Consider the following 17,656-nt stretch of genomic DNA (forward strand, 5'->3'; position numbering starts at 1 on the left):
GGGCGGCGCTACTGCAAATATTTCTCACATATCGATGAAAAATGCTCGTTTGGTGGCTGAGGTCTGCCTTCGTAGACTGGGAGTGTGAGTGGTAGCCGCGACGATGCAGTACGACGTGGCTACTCCTGGTTTATGAGGAGGTTTGTCGTGGATATGACCTTGTTCGAGATTCCGGCCGTGGTGGTTGTTTTGGGTATCGTTGGTGTCGTGGTGGTTAGGGCGTTTGCCTCGTCGCGCGTGGATGGCATCGACGTTTTTATGCGGCGGCATATGCCCGATGAGCGGGAGGGGAATTAGAAGGAGTTTTTTCCGCATCAAAGCATGCCGCGTTCTGCCGGCACTTGATAAAAGTTGCTCGCGGTTGATTCGGGCGATCGTCCCCCTGTCAGTATCTGATATGCTGCGGCCTCGCTTGCCGTCGCGCTGAGTGCCGCGCAGCAATTCCCATCCGCCGTCCGACTCGGGGTTGGATCGTCTGATCGCGCGGCGCATCTTATCTCGCTGTCGCGTGACATCGAAATCTAAGCTCACGACCCGTCTCCCCAGCGTCTGCCCAATACCTTTCAAACGTGACATCGACATTCGCCATGAGTTATGATAGGCGTTTGCCGTCGTCACCTTCTCGAATCTGATTCGGGCACACTTCACACGGTAACAACTTAATCGAAGTCATCGCACCGCTCGCGTGTGATGGCGTAAATCACATTGCGGAGGTAGGCGCGCTATGGCCGGCAAGGTCCCTCTGTTTTCCATTGAAGCCTCGAATCGCGGCATCGACCTGGCTGGTGCGTTCAACCGCGTGGCGAACAGTCACTGGTTCATCCTCGGCAATGAAGTGACCAACTTCGAGCGGGAGTTCGCCGCGTATATCGGCGTCGATACCTGCGTTGCACTTGCTAATGGAACCGACTCGCTGGAACTCGCGTTGCGGGCTCTAGATGTAACGTCCAACGATTCCGTGGCGCTCGTGGCAAACGCGGGCTATTACGGCAGCACGGCGGTCAATGCGATTGGAGCGCGCGCCCTTTACGTCGACGTCGATGCTTCGTCGCTGAACATGTCGCCGGCCGCCCTTCGTGACCTGCTTTCGCGCGAGAAGCCCAAGGCGATTCTCGTTACGCATCTGTACGGACAACTCGCAGCTATCGAAGAACTCGTAGCGATTGCCGCACAAGCCGGCGTTCCTGTCATCGAAGATTGTGCGCAAGCTCATGGCGCAATGCGCGCGGGGCGTATTGCGGGAAGCTTTGGCGCCGTTGGCTGTTTCAGTTTTTATCCGACCAAGAACCTGGGCGCACTAGGTGACGGCGGTGCAGCCGTATGTTCGGACCCGGTGATCGCACAGAAGCTGAAGATGCTGCGTCAGTACGGCTGGAACGCCAAATACAGTGTAGAGCTGGCGGGCGGCCGAAATAGCCGTATGGACGAAGTGCAGGCGGCGATCCTGCGCGAGAAGTTGCCGCACCTGAACGACTGGAATTCGCAACGTAAAGCCGTGGCGCGGCGATACAACGCCGCCTTCAAAGATCTACCGGCCAGGATCGCTTCATCCGTGGATGCGGATTACGTTGCCCATCTCTACGTCATTCGCGTGCGCGACCGTGATTCGTTTCGCGCGTATCTTGGCGAACAGCAGATCGCAACGGAAGTGCATTATCCGATTCCCGATCATTGGCAGACCGCTTACACAAGCCGGTCCGCTTCACCCCGTCAACATTTGCCGGTGACGGAACAGAGCGCGGCCGAGATCGTCACGTTGCCGTGCTTCCCGGGAATGACCGAGGCGCAGGTGGATCGTGTCATCGAATCCGTTTGTGCTTATTTCGCACGTGAGTCCGCGCAATGAATCAACCAAAGAACCGCACATCGCAGATCGGCTTCGACGATTTCCGGCGGCTCGCGAGCGACGACTCGTTGTCGAAATACGAGCGGATCGGATTTCCGGACGACTATCGTCAAGGTTTCGAGAGTCACATTTTCGCGGACATCGTCGGCAAACTGGACAACCTGCAACTTCCGAAACAGAACGTGCTCGACATCGGCCCTGGATGCAGCGATCTTCCGGGCATGCTGATAGGTCTTTGCGAGAAGAACGGCCATTTGCTCACTTTGGTGGATAGCGAGGAAATGTTGCAGCAACTGGACGATCGGCCATTCATCACGAAGGTTGCAGCGCGCTACCCCGATTGCCCTGGCGTCATCGACGGACTCAGAGAGACGGCAAATGTCATTCTCTGCTATAGCGTTCTGCAATACATCGTGCTGGAGGCGCCGTTCTTTCGTTTCCTCGACGATTCGCTGTCCTTGTTGGCGCCGGGAGGTCAGATGTTGATTGGCGACATACCGAATGTATCCAAGCGCAAACGTTTCTTCTCCAGCGAAACGGGCGTCCGTTTCCACAAGGAGTTCATGCGCACCGCCGACGATCCGGTCGTGAGCTTCAATCAGATCGAGCATGACCAGATCGATGACTCCGTCGTCTTCTCGATTCTCGAGCGGGCGCGATCCGCTGGGTTCGATGCCTACGTGCTGCCGCAAGGGCGAGCGTTGCCCATGGCGAATCGCCGCGAAGACATCTTGATCCAACGACCGTAAAAGCGACGCAAATGGAAAAGACCCGAGACCTGGTTATCGTTGGCGACAGTGCATTCGCCGAAGTTGCGTACGAGTACTTCACGCACGACTCGGCGTACAACGTGGTCGCTTTCGCCGTCGAATCGGAATTCATGACGCGCGACCGCCTGTTCGATTTGCCGGTGGTGCCGCTGGAGCGGCTCGAAGAGCTTTATCCGCCCGAGCGGGTCGACTTCTACGCGGCAATTGTCTATTCGCAACTGAACCGGCTGCGTGCGCGCCTTTATGAAACGTGCAAGGCGAAAGGCTACAAGCCCGCAAGCTACATCAGTTCGAAAGCGTTCGTGTGGCCAAACGCGTCGATCGGCGAACATTGCTTTATCTTCGAGAACAATACCGTGCAGCCGTTTGTCCGTATTGAGGACAATGTCGTGCTCTGGAGCGGCAATCACATCGGGCATCATACGAAGGTGGACAGTCACTGCTTCATCTCGTCGCAAGTCGTGATTTCCGGGTTTTGTACGATAGGGCGCCATACCTTCATGGGTGTCAACTCGACGGTCAGCAATAACGTCAACATTGGCGAAAGCAATTGGATCGGACCCGGCGTTTCGATCTCGAGTGACACGGAACCTGACAAGCTCTACGGCGGTGTCAAAAGCGAACCCGCAAGAGTAAGCGCTCGCCGCTTCTTCAAAGTACGCGCGGACTAAAAATGGAATGGAGAAAGCTGGGCGTCGTCTGGTGCCCGACCGGTGACCTTTGGTGGGCGCGGTCCCATGCGTCGTGTCCGACGCCGCTGTTTCTTGACGACGGCACGTTGCGCATCTACGTGCAGGGGCGTGACGAAAAAGGTATTGGCCGCATTGGCTTCGTCGACGTTGATGCCGGCGATCCAACGCGCGTGCTCCGTGTATCGCCAGACCCTGTCCTCGACGTTGGTGTACCGGGTGCCTTTGACGACAATGGTGTATTCCAGACATGCGTGCTCGCGCTTCCGGACGGCACGTTGGCGATGTACTACGTCGGCTTTGAGATTTGTCATCAAATCCGCTACCGCTTGTTGACTGGACTTGCCATCAGTCACGATGGCGGCGAGACGTTCCAACGTCTTCGAGCTACGCCGATTCTGGAAAGATCGCCACATGAGCTGCATTTTCGATGTGGTCCCTTTGTCATGGCTGACGGCGGCGTCTACCGGATGTGGTACATCGCAGGAAGCGAATGGGAGACGCTGGAAGGAAAAGCCATGCCGGTCTACAACCTCCACTATCTGGAGTCCGCGGACGGGATCATTTGGCCCGACGAGGGCAGTCGCGTCTTTGAACTGAATCGCGATGTCGAACATGGGATTGGTCGGCCCTACGTTGTCAGGAAGCATGACGGCTACCAGATGTTCTATAGCATCAGGAAGAAGCAGCCATTGGGTTATCGGATGGGCTATGCAGAATCGCCCGATGGCCGGCACTGGACGCGGCTGGACAAACAGCTGGGACTGGACGTTTCCGGGTCCGGCTGGGACAACGAGACGGTTGAATACTCAGCGGTGGTCAATGCCGGCGACAAAACTTTCTGCTTTTACAACGGCAACGACTTCGGCGGGACGGGCTTCGGTGTCGCGGAACTGATCAAGTGAACATCAATATCGTCGACTACAGCGCTGAACACGCGCAAGCATGGGACGACTGGTGTCGCGAATGCGACAATGCAACGCTATTGCACACGCGACGCTTTCTGTCATACCACGGTGCACGCTTCGAAGACGCTTCCGTCCTGCTAATGAACGAGGGGCGTTTGGTGGGTCTGTTTCCAGCGGCAAAGGCGGCCGGCGATCCGGACATCGTAGTGAGTCATCCGGGCGCAACATACGGTGGCATTGCACACGCCGGATGGCTTCACGGTCAGCGAATGATCGACGCGATCGGCGCGTTGAAGGATCACTATCGCAACCGTGGTATCCGCAAACTGGTCTACAAAGTGGTCCCGTTTATCTACGCGCGGGTTCCCTCGCAAGACGACGTGTATGCGCTTTTCCGTCATGATGCGCAGCGCGTTCGATGCGATCTGTCCTGCACGATCGATCTACAGCACCAGCGGCCCGTCAGCGAGCGTCGAAAGCGTGCGAGGCGCAAGGCGTGCAAGACCGTCACGCTGCGCGCGGCTATCGACGACCTGCCCGCATTCTGGGCGATTCTGACCGAAACGCTCGCGCGCCGCCACGAGGCTGTTCCGGTTCATTCGGTCGACGAAATCGCTCTGCTGGCCTCGCGCTTTCCCGACGAGATTCAGCTTCGATGTGCGGTTATGGATGAAAAATTGATCGCGGGCGTCCTTTTGTTCTGCTCGAGGAATGTGTGGCACGCTCAATACATCGCGTCCAATGAGAGCGGCAATCAGGTTAGCGCGCTCGACGCGGTGTTTGGCGCCGCGATAGAAGAAGCCCGCGCTAGTGGAGCACGGTATTTCGACTTTGGCACGAGTAATGAATCTGCAGGCCAGGTACTGAACGACGGACTGTTCCGGTTCAAGTCCGAATTTGGCGGCGGCGGTGTAGCCCACGAATATTACGAATTGGCGATTTGAGACTGTGAGTCAGAAAAAAATATCCTTGATCGTTCCGGTGTATTTCAATGCCGGAAGCCTGCCCGACCTATTTGCGCAGCTCGTCGCGCTTGAACAGGGTCTGCTCGCCCGCGATATCCTGCTTGAGCTTATCTTCGTCGATGACGGCTCAAAGGATAATTCCCTCGAACTGTTGCTGGAATTCAAGAACACCCGGCCCGCCACCACCGTCGTCAAGCTAACTCGTAACTTCGGAGCGGTGCACTGTTCGAAGACGGGTTTCCGCTTCGTGACGGGTGACGCATTCATCATTGTTGCCGCCGATCTGCAGGATCCGCCCGGGCTGATCAATGAGATGGTCGACCGATGGCTGGCTGGTTCCAAATTTGTTATTTGCGAGCGCGTAACCCGAGATGATCCGGTCGTGTCTAAGTTCTTCTCGCGTATTCACTATAAATTGCTGCGGGCGCTGGTCATTCGCGACTACCCCTACGGCGGGTACGACATGGCGCTCATGGACAAAGCGCTGTTGCCCCACCTTCTGAACAGTTCGAAATCAGTTTTCACGCCGCTCCTCGCTTATTGGCTGGGCTACGAGCCGAGCGTGATCACCTATCATCGTCCGGCGCGTCGCCACGGGAAGTCCGGTTGGACGTTTGCCAAGAAATTTTCAGCATTTCTCGACATCATGCTGGGTTTCTCAATCACGCCAATCCGGGTGATATCGGGCGTCGGCGCTGTGATCTCAGTGTGCAGTTTCGTTTACGGGCTCATCGTCGTGATCAACGCATTCCTTCACAACATTTCCGTTCCCGGATTTGCAACGATTGTCTCTCTGATTTCTTTCATGCTGGGACTCGTGATTGTCATGCTCGGCTTGATCGGTGAGTACTTGTGGCGGATCTTCGAAGAAACGAACCGGCGCCCGGAGACGGTCATCGAGCAGGTCTGGTGAAGATGAGGTTCAAGCGATTCCTGGTTTCGGGCGCTGTCAACACGCTTGCCACCTACCTCCTTTACCTGCTGTTGCTGAAGTTCCTTCCCTATACATGGGCCTACACAGTCACGTACGTGGTTGGTATCGCGCTGGGTTACCTACTAAGTGCTAAATGGGTATTCAAAAAAGATCTGAGCGTGCGGACCGCAGCGTCATATCCGGTGGCTTATCTGATCAACTATGCGATCGGACTAGGCGTATTGAGGCTATGCGTACATGTACTGCACGTTCCGGCGCAGGTCGCGCCACTCATCGTCGTTTGTGTGACCATTCCTGCGATGTTCATTCTCACCCGCGCAATCTTCCGTGAATAGGCCCGTGAATACTATGCCCGCCATTTCCGACTGCAAGCTCTACGAGTTGCCGAAGATCACCGATCCGCGAGGTAATCTCACGTTTATTGAAAGCGATAAACATGTTCCATTCGCGATCCAACGTGTTTTCTACCTATACGACGTTCCCACTGAAGAAAGCCGGGGCGCACACGCGCACCATACGCTGAATCAGTTAATCATCTGCCTCTCGGGGAGCTTCGACGTCGAGGTCGACGATGGCAAAAACCGCACGCGCATCCATTTGAATCGGCCGTGGAAGGGCTTGCACGTTCCCCCGTTGATTTGGGCAGCGGAGGTCAATTTCGATCCTGGTTCGGTAGCGCTGATTCTTGCGTCCGATATGTACAATGAAGCGGACTATATCCGGGACTACGATGACTATCTCGCCCTGATGAAAGATCTAGCGTCAAAGCAGGATTGACTGAATGTACCGCAGCGTAACACTGAGATCAGAGCCAACGTCAGGCGCGCACAGCCACCGCATAGGGCTAATCGCCGCCGCTTTGTTCGTCGTGCTCGTCGTTGTTGTGCTGCGGCTGGCGGTAGTCGGTGGCTATCCATCCACGGACGAAGGCATCTACGCGTACTACGCGCTGATTATCCATGACCGGCTATCGCAAGACCTACGTCTTCCGAATGACGGCATGTTGATGCTCTACCCGTTAATGACGTCTTTCGTCTACTCGCTGAAGGTCAATCCCATTTTTGCTTTACGACTGATTGATGTCGTTCCGGACGCGCTAGCCGCTGTCTTGATGCTACGAATATCAGCACGCTTGAGTGGAAGCCTGACAGCGAGCGCGCTCATCACCGCGCTGTTCTTTGTGCTGCTGAACCACCCGAGTTTCATCCAGTATGGGTTCAAGAACAGCTTCTTCATAGCGCTGTGCCCATTGCTCTATGCGGTGATCCTGTTCTTGTCCGAACAGCAAGCCAGTCCGTCAAGGTTCTTTGCCATGGGCGTACTCGTCGCGCTCGGCGTACTTTTGCGAGAAACGCTACTTCTCTTCGCCGTGTTAGGGGCGGTTTCCATTTTCGCGGAGCGGGGTACTCGCGGGTTGACGTACTACGTTGCAGGCGGGCTGGCGGCTGGATCACTCATACTCATCCTGGCAATTGCCCTGCGAGGCACCGGCGGCGTATCCAGCTTTATAGCGGGTTACGTTGACAGTGGCGCCGTTTATGTAGCGTTCGGCGATATGCGATGGAAACTCTTCACGTCGAGCGGGCAACTCGCTGCGCAGGCAGCTGCCGCGGGGCTGGTTATAAGTTTCGCGGCAACGGCATGCCTCGTCATCGCGTCGATTCGCGGCAGAACGACGGAATATCTTAAGCCTTTTGCTTTTTGGGCCGCTGTTACCTTAATCCCCTTCGTTGAACCGCTCGCGAAGCTGGGTTTGCCTTATCACTTCTCGTGGTCGCTGATCGGCCTGTGCGGTATCGCGAGCTTGGGTTGGAGCACTTGCCAATTCACTGGCCGGGCGCAAAAGCTCATTTATAGCTGTTTGTGCATTGGTGTCTCCTTACTGCTCGTATGGCCGCAGCTTGACTATCAACGCAACCTGTTTTGGGGACTCACCTACCCCGCTTTCAAGGAAACGCACGGCAAATATTGGGCCGACGAGTCGATTCAGCGTAGCAATTATCTGCTCATGGCCGATCAGATCAGACGCATTGCTCCCGCCTACGCTACTCTGAGTTCCAGCGCTGCGATGCTGGTTCTGTATCCCCTCACGGGTCTTCGCCCACCGTGCTACGGCGTCAGTAATCTGACCGTTACGGCTGTCACGCTGCACTTCGACGAGAAAGCAGTTAAACGAGCCATCGAAAATTGTCCTGCGGATGTGGTCGTAGCGACTCAGAGAGACTTGCCTGGCAGCTCGGCCGTCGCGCAAGCAATGCGGGAGCTCCCTCAGTATCGGCCCGCTGGCAGAGTGGACGCGTCCACTGCACGGGATTACGGAAGCTCCACCGCAGAGTTGTTTTTGCGCCAGCGTTGACACGAATGAATGTGCTAGGGCCACGCAAGGGAACGCTAGTGTTTCAGCCTAAGCCGCCCACCATGCCAACCATTACGCCCGTTTGCCTGAGTCAGCGTATGCAGGCGGGTGTCTATCCTGCGACTTCAGGCGGAGCGGCTCTGTACCGATGTGAAACGGTTCTTCAAGAGCAGGAAAGGACGCTCGAGAAGCCTATACGAAACGTCCGCTAGTAAGACGTTGGCCACGGCGGCGACAGCGAATCTCGAGAACCGGTTGTGCACTTCGAACTGATCCAGGACTTTAGCGGTCTCTGTCAGTGCACAAATGAACACATAGATCCTGTACGAAATCTTTCCTAGGTGCCGCGTGGGGCGACAGCCGAACGCTGCCCGCAGTTCGATGACATCGAGACCGCATAGACAATCAGGCAGCACGCGAACGCCATGACGGGATAACCAATCACCTCGCAGACTCGCGAGATACCGGGCGGCCCCATCCATACGAGCGCCGAGAGTGTCAGCAAAGCGGCAGCAGCAGGAAGCAATGACTTGCGCGCCTGCAAATCCATAGATACGCCTACTGAATGCGCCTACTGAAGTGCCGACGCCCGTGAATATCCCGAACAGAAACGTGTCGGCTCTCAGTGGTGAGACCCATACGAGTGGATGACTACGACCGATCAGCACGACGTCGAGACGCATCAACAGAAAGACTACCGCCGCCGGAGAGGCCCTGCAGGCCTTCGCTCAGGGGCTCGCTGACGTGGGCGACTACCTTGCCGCTCGCGTCAGCACGCGGCGCTACTATCGAAGCGGATGCAAGCTCGCCATGGCGCAAGAATTGATGCGCTGTATCGCCCTAAACTGCGCCAAACGTTTGCGTGCTATTTCTGTGTGTGGATTCGCATTTGTCAAGTAGCAGGCCGGGCAACTCCAGAAAATATTATTTTAAGCCGACGCCTACAAAAGCGACTGAATTGCTAAAGTTCCTGCGCCCTTTGCCGAAATTAGAGAGTGGTTGGATGCGCTACTTGAGAGGGAAGCGCCGGCCAGTAAAAAAATCGGGCGTAGCGATGACGCGGTAAATTGAGAAGTATCGTGACGTCGCTGCAATAAAACACTAGAACAATCAGATAGATGACCAAAAACATGCAAAAGGCAGTCGCTGCTGCTGTATCAACGGGCCTGCTGATCCTGTCTATCGGGGCGAATGCTCAGGAATCGGCGACCGACGACCTCAACTCATGCGTTCGAAAAGAACAGCTCCTCGCGACGGCAAAGGGAGCAGGCATCGGAGCATTGACCGGCTTCGCAGCGATGCTTGTGTCGAACAAGAAGAACGACGCAGCGAAGGGCGCTGTCATCGGCGCCGCGGTCGGCGGCATGGCCGGATTCGCCACTGCGTACTACACGGCGATTGATACGTGCTACAAGAAGAATCCTTCCTGGGTTCCTGAATCCAGTATTCAGCACACCAAGTCGTTCGAGAAGGTCAAGAAAGACCTCAAGTACAAAGCTAATCAGGGCGTCGTTGTGCATGCCAACTCGGTCACGATTGACGGGCCGGTGAAGGCGGATGGACAAGCTGTCGTCAACAGCACTTTTGCACTGATGACCCCGGACGGCGCAGAGCGGTCGGTCGCGATTGACCGCAAGCTGTACGTGATTGGTGACGACGGCAAGGAAACCCTAGTTCTGTTCCCTGGCCACCCTACCGCCGAAGACCACACCTTCGAACCCGGTGAGGTGATGGACACTGTCCGCATCCCCATTCCCCACGATGCGAAGCCCGGTAGTCTCTATCGCGTCGAATTCAGTGTTGCCGCCGATAACAAGCCGGCCTCGGTGGTGTCCGAAAAATTCCAGGTCTCACAATAATGGCATGGAGCCCGGAGGTCCTTTGGGCACCGGGCAAGAGTGTACGGGCCGCCAGTGCCAACTCTGTCTTCATTCCGACCACAGCACCCTGCAGGTCAACCAATCGTTCCTAACCGATGAAAATGTACGTCCAGCGCACCATGATCGTAGTGGGGGCTGCTTTGCTATCCGCATGCGCGGCAAGCAGTTTGCCAGGCTATCAGAACACCTATCACTCGTATAGCGTTCCGCAGAGTCTGGTTGACCGCATCAAGGACAAGTTCCACGCGCACGGTCTTAACCAGGCCTCGGTCGTGCGGGACAGCACGGGCAGAATCCAGCTTGTCGGAAGCTACCAGAACGAGGACGACGTCGACACGGCATTCACGATCGTGCAGTCGATCGTTGGCATGAAGTCGACATCGCCTTTTTACCCGCAGAACATCAAGCAGAAGCGCTGGGAAGCCGCGGCCGGAAAGGCGCTCGAAGCGTATGCGCGCGACGGTGGAGTGCGTTCGCAAGTGCCCGTCAAGCGAGCGATCGTCATTGGCCTGAATCGTTTTGCCGATCCCTACATCCCGGAGATTCAGGGGCGAGACGATGCCATCGTCGTTCAGGATTACCTTAAACGCGCAGGCTACAACGTCACGACACTGCTAGACGAGCATGCGACAAAGGCGAACATAGAGAATGCGCTCAACACGCTCGACCGCACGGTGGGGCCGAACGATGACGTTTTCATCTACATCTCCAGTCACGGGACCGAGCCCGTGCCGACTCCGGGAGGTGCAGACCAGCGCAAGATGTCCATCATTGCATACGATTCAGTCAATCAAAAGACGATGGCGATGGGGGACGCGACGGAAATCAAACTCTATGTGCAAAGCCATTCAGTGCCCGATACGCTGGTACAGAACGTGGCGCGTCGACCAAGCCATATAACGCGTGTCGTTATTGACACTTGCTACAGCGGCGACATGCTCGACGATGTCAAAGACGAGAGCACGGAGTACATCGTCAAGACAAACGGGGGAACGGCTGAGAAAGCGGGCATTTCACTCGCATCGTGGACGACATCGGCTTTCACTTCCAAAGGAATTCAGTTTGCTGGTGACTCCGGCGAACATGCTGGTGGCAGCCAAAGCAAACCGGTACGAACCGTTATCGACAGAAATCGTAACGGCTACACCATTATTACTGCAACGAGCCCAAACCAACGCTCTTGGGGGCCGTCAGCGGGTCACACGTTCGCCAATCCGGTCGGCGGGCAGCCTCTCAACGGTTCTTTCTTCACCCAGTCACTGTTTGCCTACCTCAAAACGGATGGCGGCAATTTGGGGCCCGCCTTCCGTCAAGCGCAGGACTTTACGTCTCGCAAGGCACTCGAGGCATCGAAGGGCACGGAGAGCCAGAATCCTCGCCAGTTCTCAACAATCCCGGATGACCAGAACGCCGTCAACTGACAGGCGACACCGGTTTAAAAATTCAAGATACAGGAGAGAAAACATGCGATATCCGTTGATCGCACTGACCGTCGCTGCGATGGCCACGCATGCGTTTGCAGAGGAAGCCTACACCGCCAAGTCTCTTTTCTTCTCAGCGAACGACTCAGTCGTAGCGGTCAGCACGGCGAAGGCTGGTGAGAGCACGCTTGACACAGCAGTCGCCTCGGCTAACGCTTCCTCGACCGCAGCGACGACCCCGGCAACGGCGGTCATGAAGGTGGCGCAAAAGAAGAAACGCCCGTCTTCGCAACTGGGCGCCAGCTACTTCGTCAGGCTGAAAGATCAGGATGGGACGACGCATGATGTCTTGACCCGTCGCGTTTTTCACAGCGGCGAAAAATTTCAGCTCGGCGTGAAGGTGAACCGTCCTTCGTACGTATATATCCTTAACGAAGCGCCGGACGGCACGATTACGCAAATCTATCCGCAACCTTCCCAGGATAACTTCGTGGATGCCATGGGAGTGGTCTTCTTCCCTGCGAAAGGCGCGTTCCAGTTTGACGACAAGCCAGGGATGGAAAAGCTGATGGTGTATCTGTCGCCTGAGCGCGCGCACGACGACGTCACGCGTCGCGTGCGGACAGTGGCCCCCGACCTGGTGACGAGCCCAATGCTGAAAACGGCAGATTCCGGATCTTGTCCCGCTGCTCCGGTAGTAACGGCTGCGTCCACGTCGGACTCACCGGCTACTACGGATACATCGCTCACAGCATTGGCCGCGCCTGCCGCTTCGGATGCAGCTCCGATGCAGTTGGCCAGTGTGTCGTCGGATTTTGCCTCGAAGGGTATCAATTTCGCTCCCGACTCGCCTGCCGGCTGCGCTCCGAAAGTCGCGCAGGCAGATTCGTCCGCCTATGCATCGAAGGGAATCGTCTTTAGCGATGACCAGTCTCCGGCACCCGGCCAGCAGGTCGCTTCATATGTTGTGAAGAACACCACCAAGACTGATTCGGCGCTGTTTCTGAAAATCAACCTCGCGCACCAGTAACACCCGGATTTGCTCGAGGAATATGCCTCTGCGAATTGCATTGAGATACTGAGAGACGAAAGACATGGAACATAACCATCTGATTATCGGCCTGGGCGGATCGGGCGGCAAAATTATCCGCCATCTGCGCAAGACGATCGAGCGAAACAAGGACGCGCAGGGGAACAGCCCGTCGGCCGCGCAGTTTGAATACCTGTATGTCGATACGTCAAGCGACGAAATCGACAAGCACGACGAGTGGAAGGTCTTGGGCAAGGAGATCGACCTCGCACGCAGCCAATACATCATCAACACGGCGAGCAGCGTTCGTGCTGTCCTTGATGATCCTGCGTCGTTTCCGGGACTGCGAGACTGGATCGAGCCGCGTGGCATTTTCGACGTATTGCAGGCTACAACCGCTGGCGCGGCGCAACGACGCAAGCTCGGCCGTGTTGTCTTTGCACAGAATGCACCGCACTTCGTGAAGGCCGTTGAAGACCGGATGCGCGTGTTGCAACAAGGTCCCGGACGTGCTGGTGCGATCATCCACGTAGTCTGCGGCCTTGCAGGCGGAACGGGAAGTGGTTCGGTGGTAGACGCAATCGCTCTCCTCCGCAACAAGTATCCCAATCCCGAGCAGCATCGGATTCTCGTATACGCACTGCTACCCGAGAAGGATTCGCGACGTGTGCGTGATGTGGCTGGCGTATCGCCGTACTACGCGAACGGATACGCGGCCTTGGCCGAGTTGAATGCAATGGCTGTGGGCAAATATCATCCGGCGAATCTGCTCGACGGATCGCCGATGGCGCATGACGTCTATTTCAACGGCTGCTATCTGGTAAGCAATCTCAATCAGAACAACATCCAGTTCGATGTCGATAGCGAGCTTCCTCGTATCGTTGGCGAGTTCATTTTCCAGAAGACCTTGAATAAGGAATGGGAAGGTCTCGGGCGCGCCGAAAAGGGCGAGAACGACATCAAGAACTTCGAAAGTGAGGAAGACGGAAAAGCGCGTGCCAAGCTATTCCTGTCGTTCGGCGTCGAGCGGATCGTTGTTCCGGAGCAGGAGATCAAGGAGTATCTGGCGTACGGTTTCGCCGAACAGGCAACTCGTCAGTTGATGTTCAATAACTTCCGTCAGGGTGAGGGTTACGCAAACGAACCGGTTCAGAAGGACTGGAACAGCGAGGCAAGGAAGCCCGATGCCTTGCAGAGCATGCTACTCAGCGACCAGCACCTGACGCTCGAGGTTGGCATTCTCGAAGACGATGCGAAGAACGCCGGATGGAAACCTGCAAAGGAATTCTGGAAGCAGGTGGTAAGCGTCGTGGCTCCCGAAGTGCGCAACGATCCGACGCTTGAACAGACGACCTGGGCCGCTGCATTGAATACCCGGCTGGCCAAGGTATTCGACGAGACGTACCGAAAGCTCGGCGGCGTGCGCAAGTTCTATGAGATCAAGGGTAACGCTCGCCTCGAGATGGCCCGCCACATCGCGCGGCAGGTCGAGAAGGACCTCTTCGCACGGTGGAAGATTGGTACGCATTCGTTGATGCAGTTGCGTCAGTTTACTGACGCGATCATTGCATTGCTCGATGAGCGTCTCTCGGTGCTCGCTGAAGAAATCACGAAAGCGCCTGCAGCTCTGGCAGTCGTCCAGCAAAACGTTGAAGAACTGCTGACGCAGTTCAACAAGGTGGGGTTCTTTGGTCAACACTTGACGGATAAACGTGGTGCGTTGTTCGCCGATATTGCTGCAAGACACCAGGACCTTTACACGCTCCGCACGCTCCACGAAGGTCAGAAGTTCGCTGTAAGCCTGATTCCCTTCATCAAGGACGAACTGACGACGCTGCGCGGTCACATCGACGGCATGCATCAGACCCTCGCCGCGGCAACCGAAAAGGTGCACGAAGAGCAGGCGGCAAGGCTGGCGGGAGCGGATTCCACCTATCAGCAGCGGATTTTTGACCGTGGCGCCATCGCCAGCATCATGAAGGCTGTGATCGTTGACGAGCAGAGTCAGGTCACACGTACGCAGAAGGTCCGGCAGTCGGTGATCGACCTTGCGGGAACTGAGGTGGATTCGTTTGACAGGCTGGTCCGCGGAATTTCTCTTGGTGCGATCATTTCAACGATTTCGCAGACATCGGCAACCATCGTGGAGATGGCGCACGCAGAAATTTCCAAGAATCTGACGCCCGTGTTGCAGGTCAATATCGTTGAGCGACTCCAGAAGCAATACGATGCCAACCCGAATGCCTTGAAAGCGTTCGTGTCAGAGTTGTACGAGAAGTCGGGGACGATGATCCAGTACAACAAGACGGAGGTTGACCGGTCGGTCGCCAACAATGCGGGTGGGACTCGCGGCACATCGAACACGGTTGCGGTGTTCCTGCCGGAGTGCGAGAGCCAGAAAGACTTCCACGCGGCGTTGACGAAGCTGTTCGAGGAACAGAAAGATCCGGCGTCCGATACTGTTGTGGCACCCGGAAAGCTGTCGAACGAGATTGTGATACTCAAAATCGCCTCGTTGATGCCGGTACGGTTCATCGAACCGTTGGCGATGATGAAGCGACACTACGACGGCTTGCTCGCGGACTTCAACGAGTCCCATCTTCTGCACAGCCAGGGCGACGGAAAGAAGCTTCCTCCGCTTTATGCGAGGTCTGCGGCTGAAGTCAGCGCGCAAGCGAAACGCAAACCGGTCCTGCTGGTTGCGCGTCTGATGAACCTGATCAAGGAGCGTCAGAACAAGACGACGGGCGAGCAGGAGTGGGCTTTCATCTATAAGGCCAATGGACTTCCCGCGTCCAAGGTCCTGCGTGGTTCTACCTGGCAGTCGGTTATCGACGAGGATCACTCTGCTGAGTTGCAGGGCATGATCGAGCGCGAGGTAAGCCGAAAGGTCGACGCTGAGTTGAAACATAAGGATGACAAGCAGAAGCTCTTCGATGAGTACGTCGAGTTCGCGACTGCGCGCTTCAACGAAGCGGGCGAGGACGACCAGGACCCCGAATATCTGGCAATTAGCGCGATGCAGAAGCCGGTGCGGGAAATCATTGGCCTGCCTGCAGTCGCTGAGTAACCGTCTGCATTAACTGAATCGTAGGTTTAACCATGCCAAACTATAAATGTCCGACCGTCGGCGACTGCGACCGAGCGAATGCACGTGAAGTGTTTGTTCGTTTGCCCGGTGAAGACTTGAAGTGCCCGGAATGTTCGACTCTGCTGGTGTCGGAGATTGCAGGAACGAAAACGGGACCCAATAAGAAATTGGTCGCCGCTGGTGTTGGCGCGGCGGTCGTCGTGATTATCGGCGCTGTCAGCGGTGGCTTGTATTACAAAAAGTCGCACTCCGAAAGCCGCGATGCAGTTGTGTCAGCTCAGGCTGCTCCGGCTTCGGCTGTCGTGGCCGCGGCAGCGCCTGCGAGCACACCGCCACCGTCGGCATCCGTTGGAATCTCCCCGTCCGATGCGGATATCACTGCCCAACGCAAAGATAGTGATGCAAAGCTCTCGAACGGAGACGCGTCGGGCGCCGAGTCGGCCAGCAACCAGGTGGCTGCCAAGGAGATGGTCAAGGTCGCCATTGCACAGATGTCTCAGGGAAAGCTCGATGATGCCGAGAAAGAACTGAGCGATGCCGCGGCTCGCGATCCGAAGCAGTCGCTGGTCTACTACAACATGGCGGTGCTGAGGCTGAAGCAGGGCCGTACAGACGACGCGTTCAAGGAACTGGAAGCCAGTTTTCTGAACGGGTTCTCGTACTTCGACGAGATGCAGAAGGACCCTGATCTCGACGCTATCCGGAACGACCCGCGCTTCACGGCGTTGATCAAAAAGTATCGTACGACGACGTGAACATCTCTAGTTATCGGCGAGCCGCCGCGCTGTGCGCGGCGTTAGCGATTGTCTGCGGATGTTCGAAATCCGTTGGGCCGTCGATCATCGGCCACTGGCATGCTGAACGCGTTGCTTTCGATAGCGTGCAGTTGCCGGTTGGCCTTGATATCGTAGTGTCGAACACGCAGATCGTCAGTCCCGACACGGGGGCAAGCCTTCCGATCAAAGGTATTGAGGGAAAGAAGGATGCTGTGACGATCGATTTGTCGTATGGGGTCGGATTTACGTTTTACTTCGATGGCCCTGACCGGATGTATCTGAAGATACCTCTCGTTGGGCCCGTATACTATCGTCGCGTCGTCGAGGACGTTCACGCATCCGCGTTACCGACTAACGCTGCAGAGACTTCGGCAAATGGGCTCGGCTCCGCGACGCAAGCTCCGGTGTTGAGTAAGCAGTCGGCAGACGTGGAAGTAAGAAGGAGTGAACCGAAGAACGTGAACGCCGAACCTCCTGAAGTTATATCCGCTGCTCAGCGTTATCGCGTTGAGCCGACTGTTTCGGCTTCTGTGGGCATGGGAAAGTCGTGACTGGAGGCGGGGTCGCGCAGGCCAGGCTCGCGTTCGCCGCAGCACACGACGGGGACTACGATGCCGCCATTAGTCGGCTTAGCGATGCGTTCAAGTCAGGTTATCGAGGCTTTGCTTTTCTCGACAGCGCCCCGGAGTTGAGCGGCTTGAGGGATGATGTACGTTACCGTGCTTTGGTTGCTCGGTATCGCTGAAATAGGAGTGGCACGTTTCGACAAGCTGGCGTAGAGGACGTAACGGCTATGAAGGTGGTGACGCAGGGGCTGGAGTCGCACAGATCATGAGCCTGTTGTCGACGCTTGATTCGAGGAACAAGTTATCGGGGCGGAAGCCATCATTGGGACGGGCTGGGTTCTACGTCAGCAATGTGGCCGATTGCCGACGATCGAGGCATCGAGCAACCCGGTTGCATCATCCTGCATCAATGAGCTCACACGCC

The 17,656-nt window shown here is 56.4% G+C and carries 17 protein-coding genes; 15 read left to right on the top strand and 2 right to left on the bottom strand.

Annotated elements, in window-relative coordinates:
- Positions 1–24 precede the first annotated feature (24 nt).
- Positions 25–576, bottom strand: a complete 552-nt coding sequence (locus ACQKRQ_RS33950) for a hypothetical protein (protein ID WP_427481805.1) — start codon at positions 574–576, stop codon at positions 25–27.
- Between the two features lie 148 nt (positions 577–724).
- Here ACQKRQ_RS33950 and ACQKRQ_RS33955 point away from each other — a divergent pair, with 148 nt between their 5' ends.
- The 9 genes from ACQKRQ_RS33955 to ACQKRQ_RS33995 all read left to right on the top strand — a co-directional run bounded on the left by ACQKRQ_RS33955 (position 725) and on the right by ACQKRQ_RS33995 (position 8,468).
- On the top strand, positions 725–1,846 hold the full coding sequence (locus ACQKRQ_RS33955; RefSeq protein WP_427481807.1) for a DegT/DnrJ/EryC1/StrS family aminotransferase: 1,122 nt from the start codon (positions 725–727) through the stop codon (positions 1,844–1,846).
- Complete coding sequence (locus ACQKRQ_RS33960) at positions 1,843–2,595, top strand: SAM-dependent methyltransferase (RefSeq protein WP_408178557.1); 753 nt, start codon at positions 1,843–1,845, stop codon at positions 2,593–2,595. The genes ACQKRQ_RS33955 and ACQKRQ_RS33960 overlap by 4 nt, the downstream gene beginning before the upstream one ends.
- A gap of 11 nt (positions 2,596–2,606) precedes the next feature.
- Positions 2,607–3,287, top strand: coding sequence for an acetyltransferase (locus ACQKRQ_RS33965; RefSeq protein WP_132383859.1), 681 nt, complete (start codon positions 2,607–2,609; stop codon positions 3,285–3,287).
- Between the two features lie 2 nt (positions 3,288–3,289).
- Entirely contained in the window at positions 3,290–4,210 is a 921-nt protein-coding gene (locus tag ACQKRQ_RS33970; protein ID WP_427481810.1) for a hypothetical protein, read from the top strand.
- A 272-nt stretch (positions 4,211–4,482) separates the two neighbouring features.
- Positions 4,483–5,157, top strand: a complete 675-nt coding sequence (locus ACQKRQ_RS33975; RefSeq protein WP_427481812.1) for a GNAT family N-acetyltransferase — start codon at positions 4,483–4,485, stop codon at positions 5,155–5,157.
- Positions 5,158–5,161: 4 nt separating this feature from the next.
- On the top strand, positions 5,162–6,091 hold the full coding sequence (locus ACQKRQ_RS33980) for a glycosyltransferase family 2 protein (protein WP_427481813.1): 930 nt from the start codon (positions 5,162–5,164) through the stop codon (positions 6,089–6,091).
- Positions 6,092–6,093: 2 nt separating this feature from the next.
- Complete coding sequence (locus tag ACQKRQ_RS33985; RefSeq protein WP_427481974.1) at positions 6,094–6,447, top strand: GtrA family protein; 354 nt, start codon at positions 6,094–6,096, stop codon at positions 6,445–6,447.
- Positions 6,448–6,460: 13 nt separating this feature from the next.
- Entirely contained in the window at positions 6,461–6,889 is a 429-nt protein-coding gene (locus tag ACQKRQ_RS33990; RefSeq protein WP_132384001.1) for a sugar 3,4-ketoisomerase, read from the top strand.
- A gap of 4 nt (positions 6,890–6,893) precedes the next feature.
- Positions 6,894–8,468 carry a hypothetical protein gene (locus ACQKRQ_RS33995; RefSeq protein WP_427481815.1) on the top strand — a complete coding sequence of 525 codons (1,575 nt, stop codon included), beginning with the start codon at positions 6,894–6,896 and terminating at the stop codon, positions 8,466–8,468.
- 337 nt (positions 8,469–8,805) lie between these two features.
- Here ACQKRQ_RS33995 and ACQKRQ_RS34000 read toward each other — a convergent pair whose 3' ends face one another.
- Positions 8,806–9,018: a hypothetical protein gene (locus ACQKRQ_RS34000; RefSeq protein WP_427481817.1), complete on the bottom strand. Its 213-nt coding sequence runs from the start codon at positions 9,016–9,018 to the stop codon at positions 8,806–8,808.
- 568 nt (positions 9,019–9,586) lie between these two features.
- Between ACQKRQ_RS34000 and ACQKRQ_RS34005 the strand changes: the two genes are divergently transcribed.
- The 6 genes from ACQKRQ_RS34005 to ACQKRQ_RS34030 all read left to right on the top strand — a co-directional run bounded on the left by ACQKRQ_RS34005 (position 9,587) and on the right by ACQKRQ_RS34030 (position 17,217).
- Entirely contained in the window at positions 9,587–10,327 is a 741-nt protein-coding gene (locus tag ACQKRQ_RS34005; RefSeq protein ID WP_427481818.1) for a hypothetical protein, read from the top strand.
- 116 nt (positions 10,328–10,443) lie between these two features.
- Entirely contained in the window at positions 10,444–11,769 is a 1,326-nt protein-coding gene (locus tag ACQKRQ_RS34010) for a caspase family protein (protein WP_427481820.1), read from the top strand.
- 43 nt (positions 11,770–11,812) lie between these two features.
- Positions 11,813–12,799 carry a DUF4384 domain-containing protein gene (locus tag ACQKRQ_RS34015; protein ID WP_427481822.1) on the top strand — a complete coding sequence of 329 codons (987 nt, stop codon included), beginning with the start codon at positions 11,813–11,815 and terminating at the stop codon, positions 12,797–12,799.
- Between the two features lie 64 nt (positions 12,800–12,863).
- Positions 12,864–15,869: a tubulin-like doman-containing protein gene (locus ACQKRQ_RS34020; RefSeq protein ID WP_427481824.1), complete on the top strand. Its 3,006-nt coding sequence runs from the start codon at positions 12,864–12,866 to the stop codon at positions 15,867–15,869.
- A 32-nt stretch (positions 15,870–15,901) separates the two neighbouring features.
- A complete protein-coding gene (locus tag ACQKRQ_RS34025) occupies positions 15,902–16,645 on the top strand; it encodes a tetratricopeptide repeat protein (RefSeq protein WP_427481825.1) in 744 nt (247 codons plus the stop codon).
- Positions 16,642–17,217, top strand: coding sequence for a hypothetical protein (locus ACQKRQ_RS34030; RefSeq protein ID WP_427481826.1), 576 nt, complete (start codon positions 16,642–16,644; stop codon positions 17,215–17,217). Before ACQKRQ_RS34025 ends, ACQKRQ_RS34030 begins: the two co-directional genes overlap by 4 nt.
- The last annotated feature ends 439 nt before the right edge of the window (positions 17,218–17,656 follow it).

The sequence above is a fragment of the Paraburkholderia sp. NPDC080076 genome (assembly GCF_050281145.1).
Classification (GTDB): Bacteria; Pseudomonadota; Gammaproteobacteria; order Burkholderiales; family Burkholderiaceae; genus Paraburkholderia.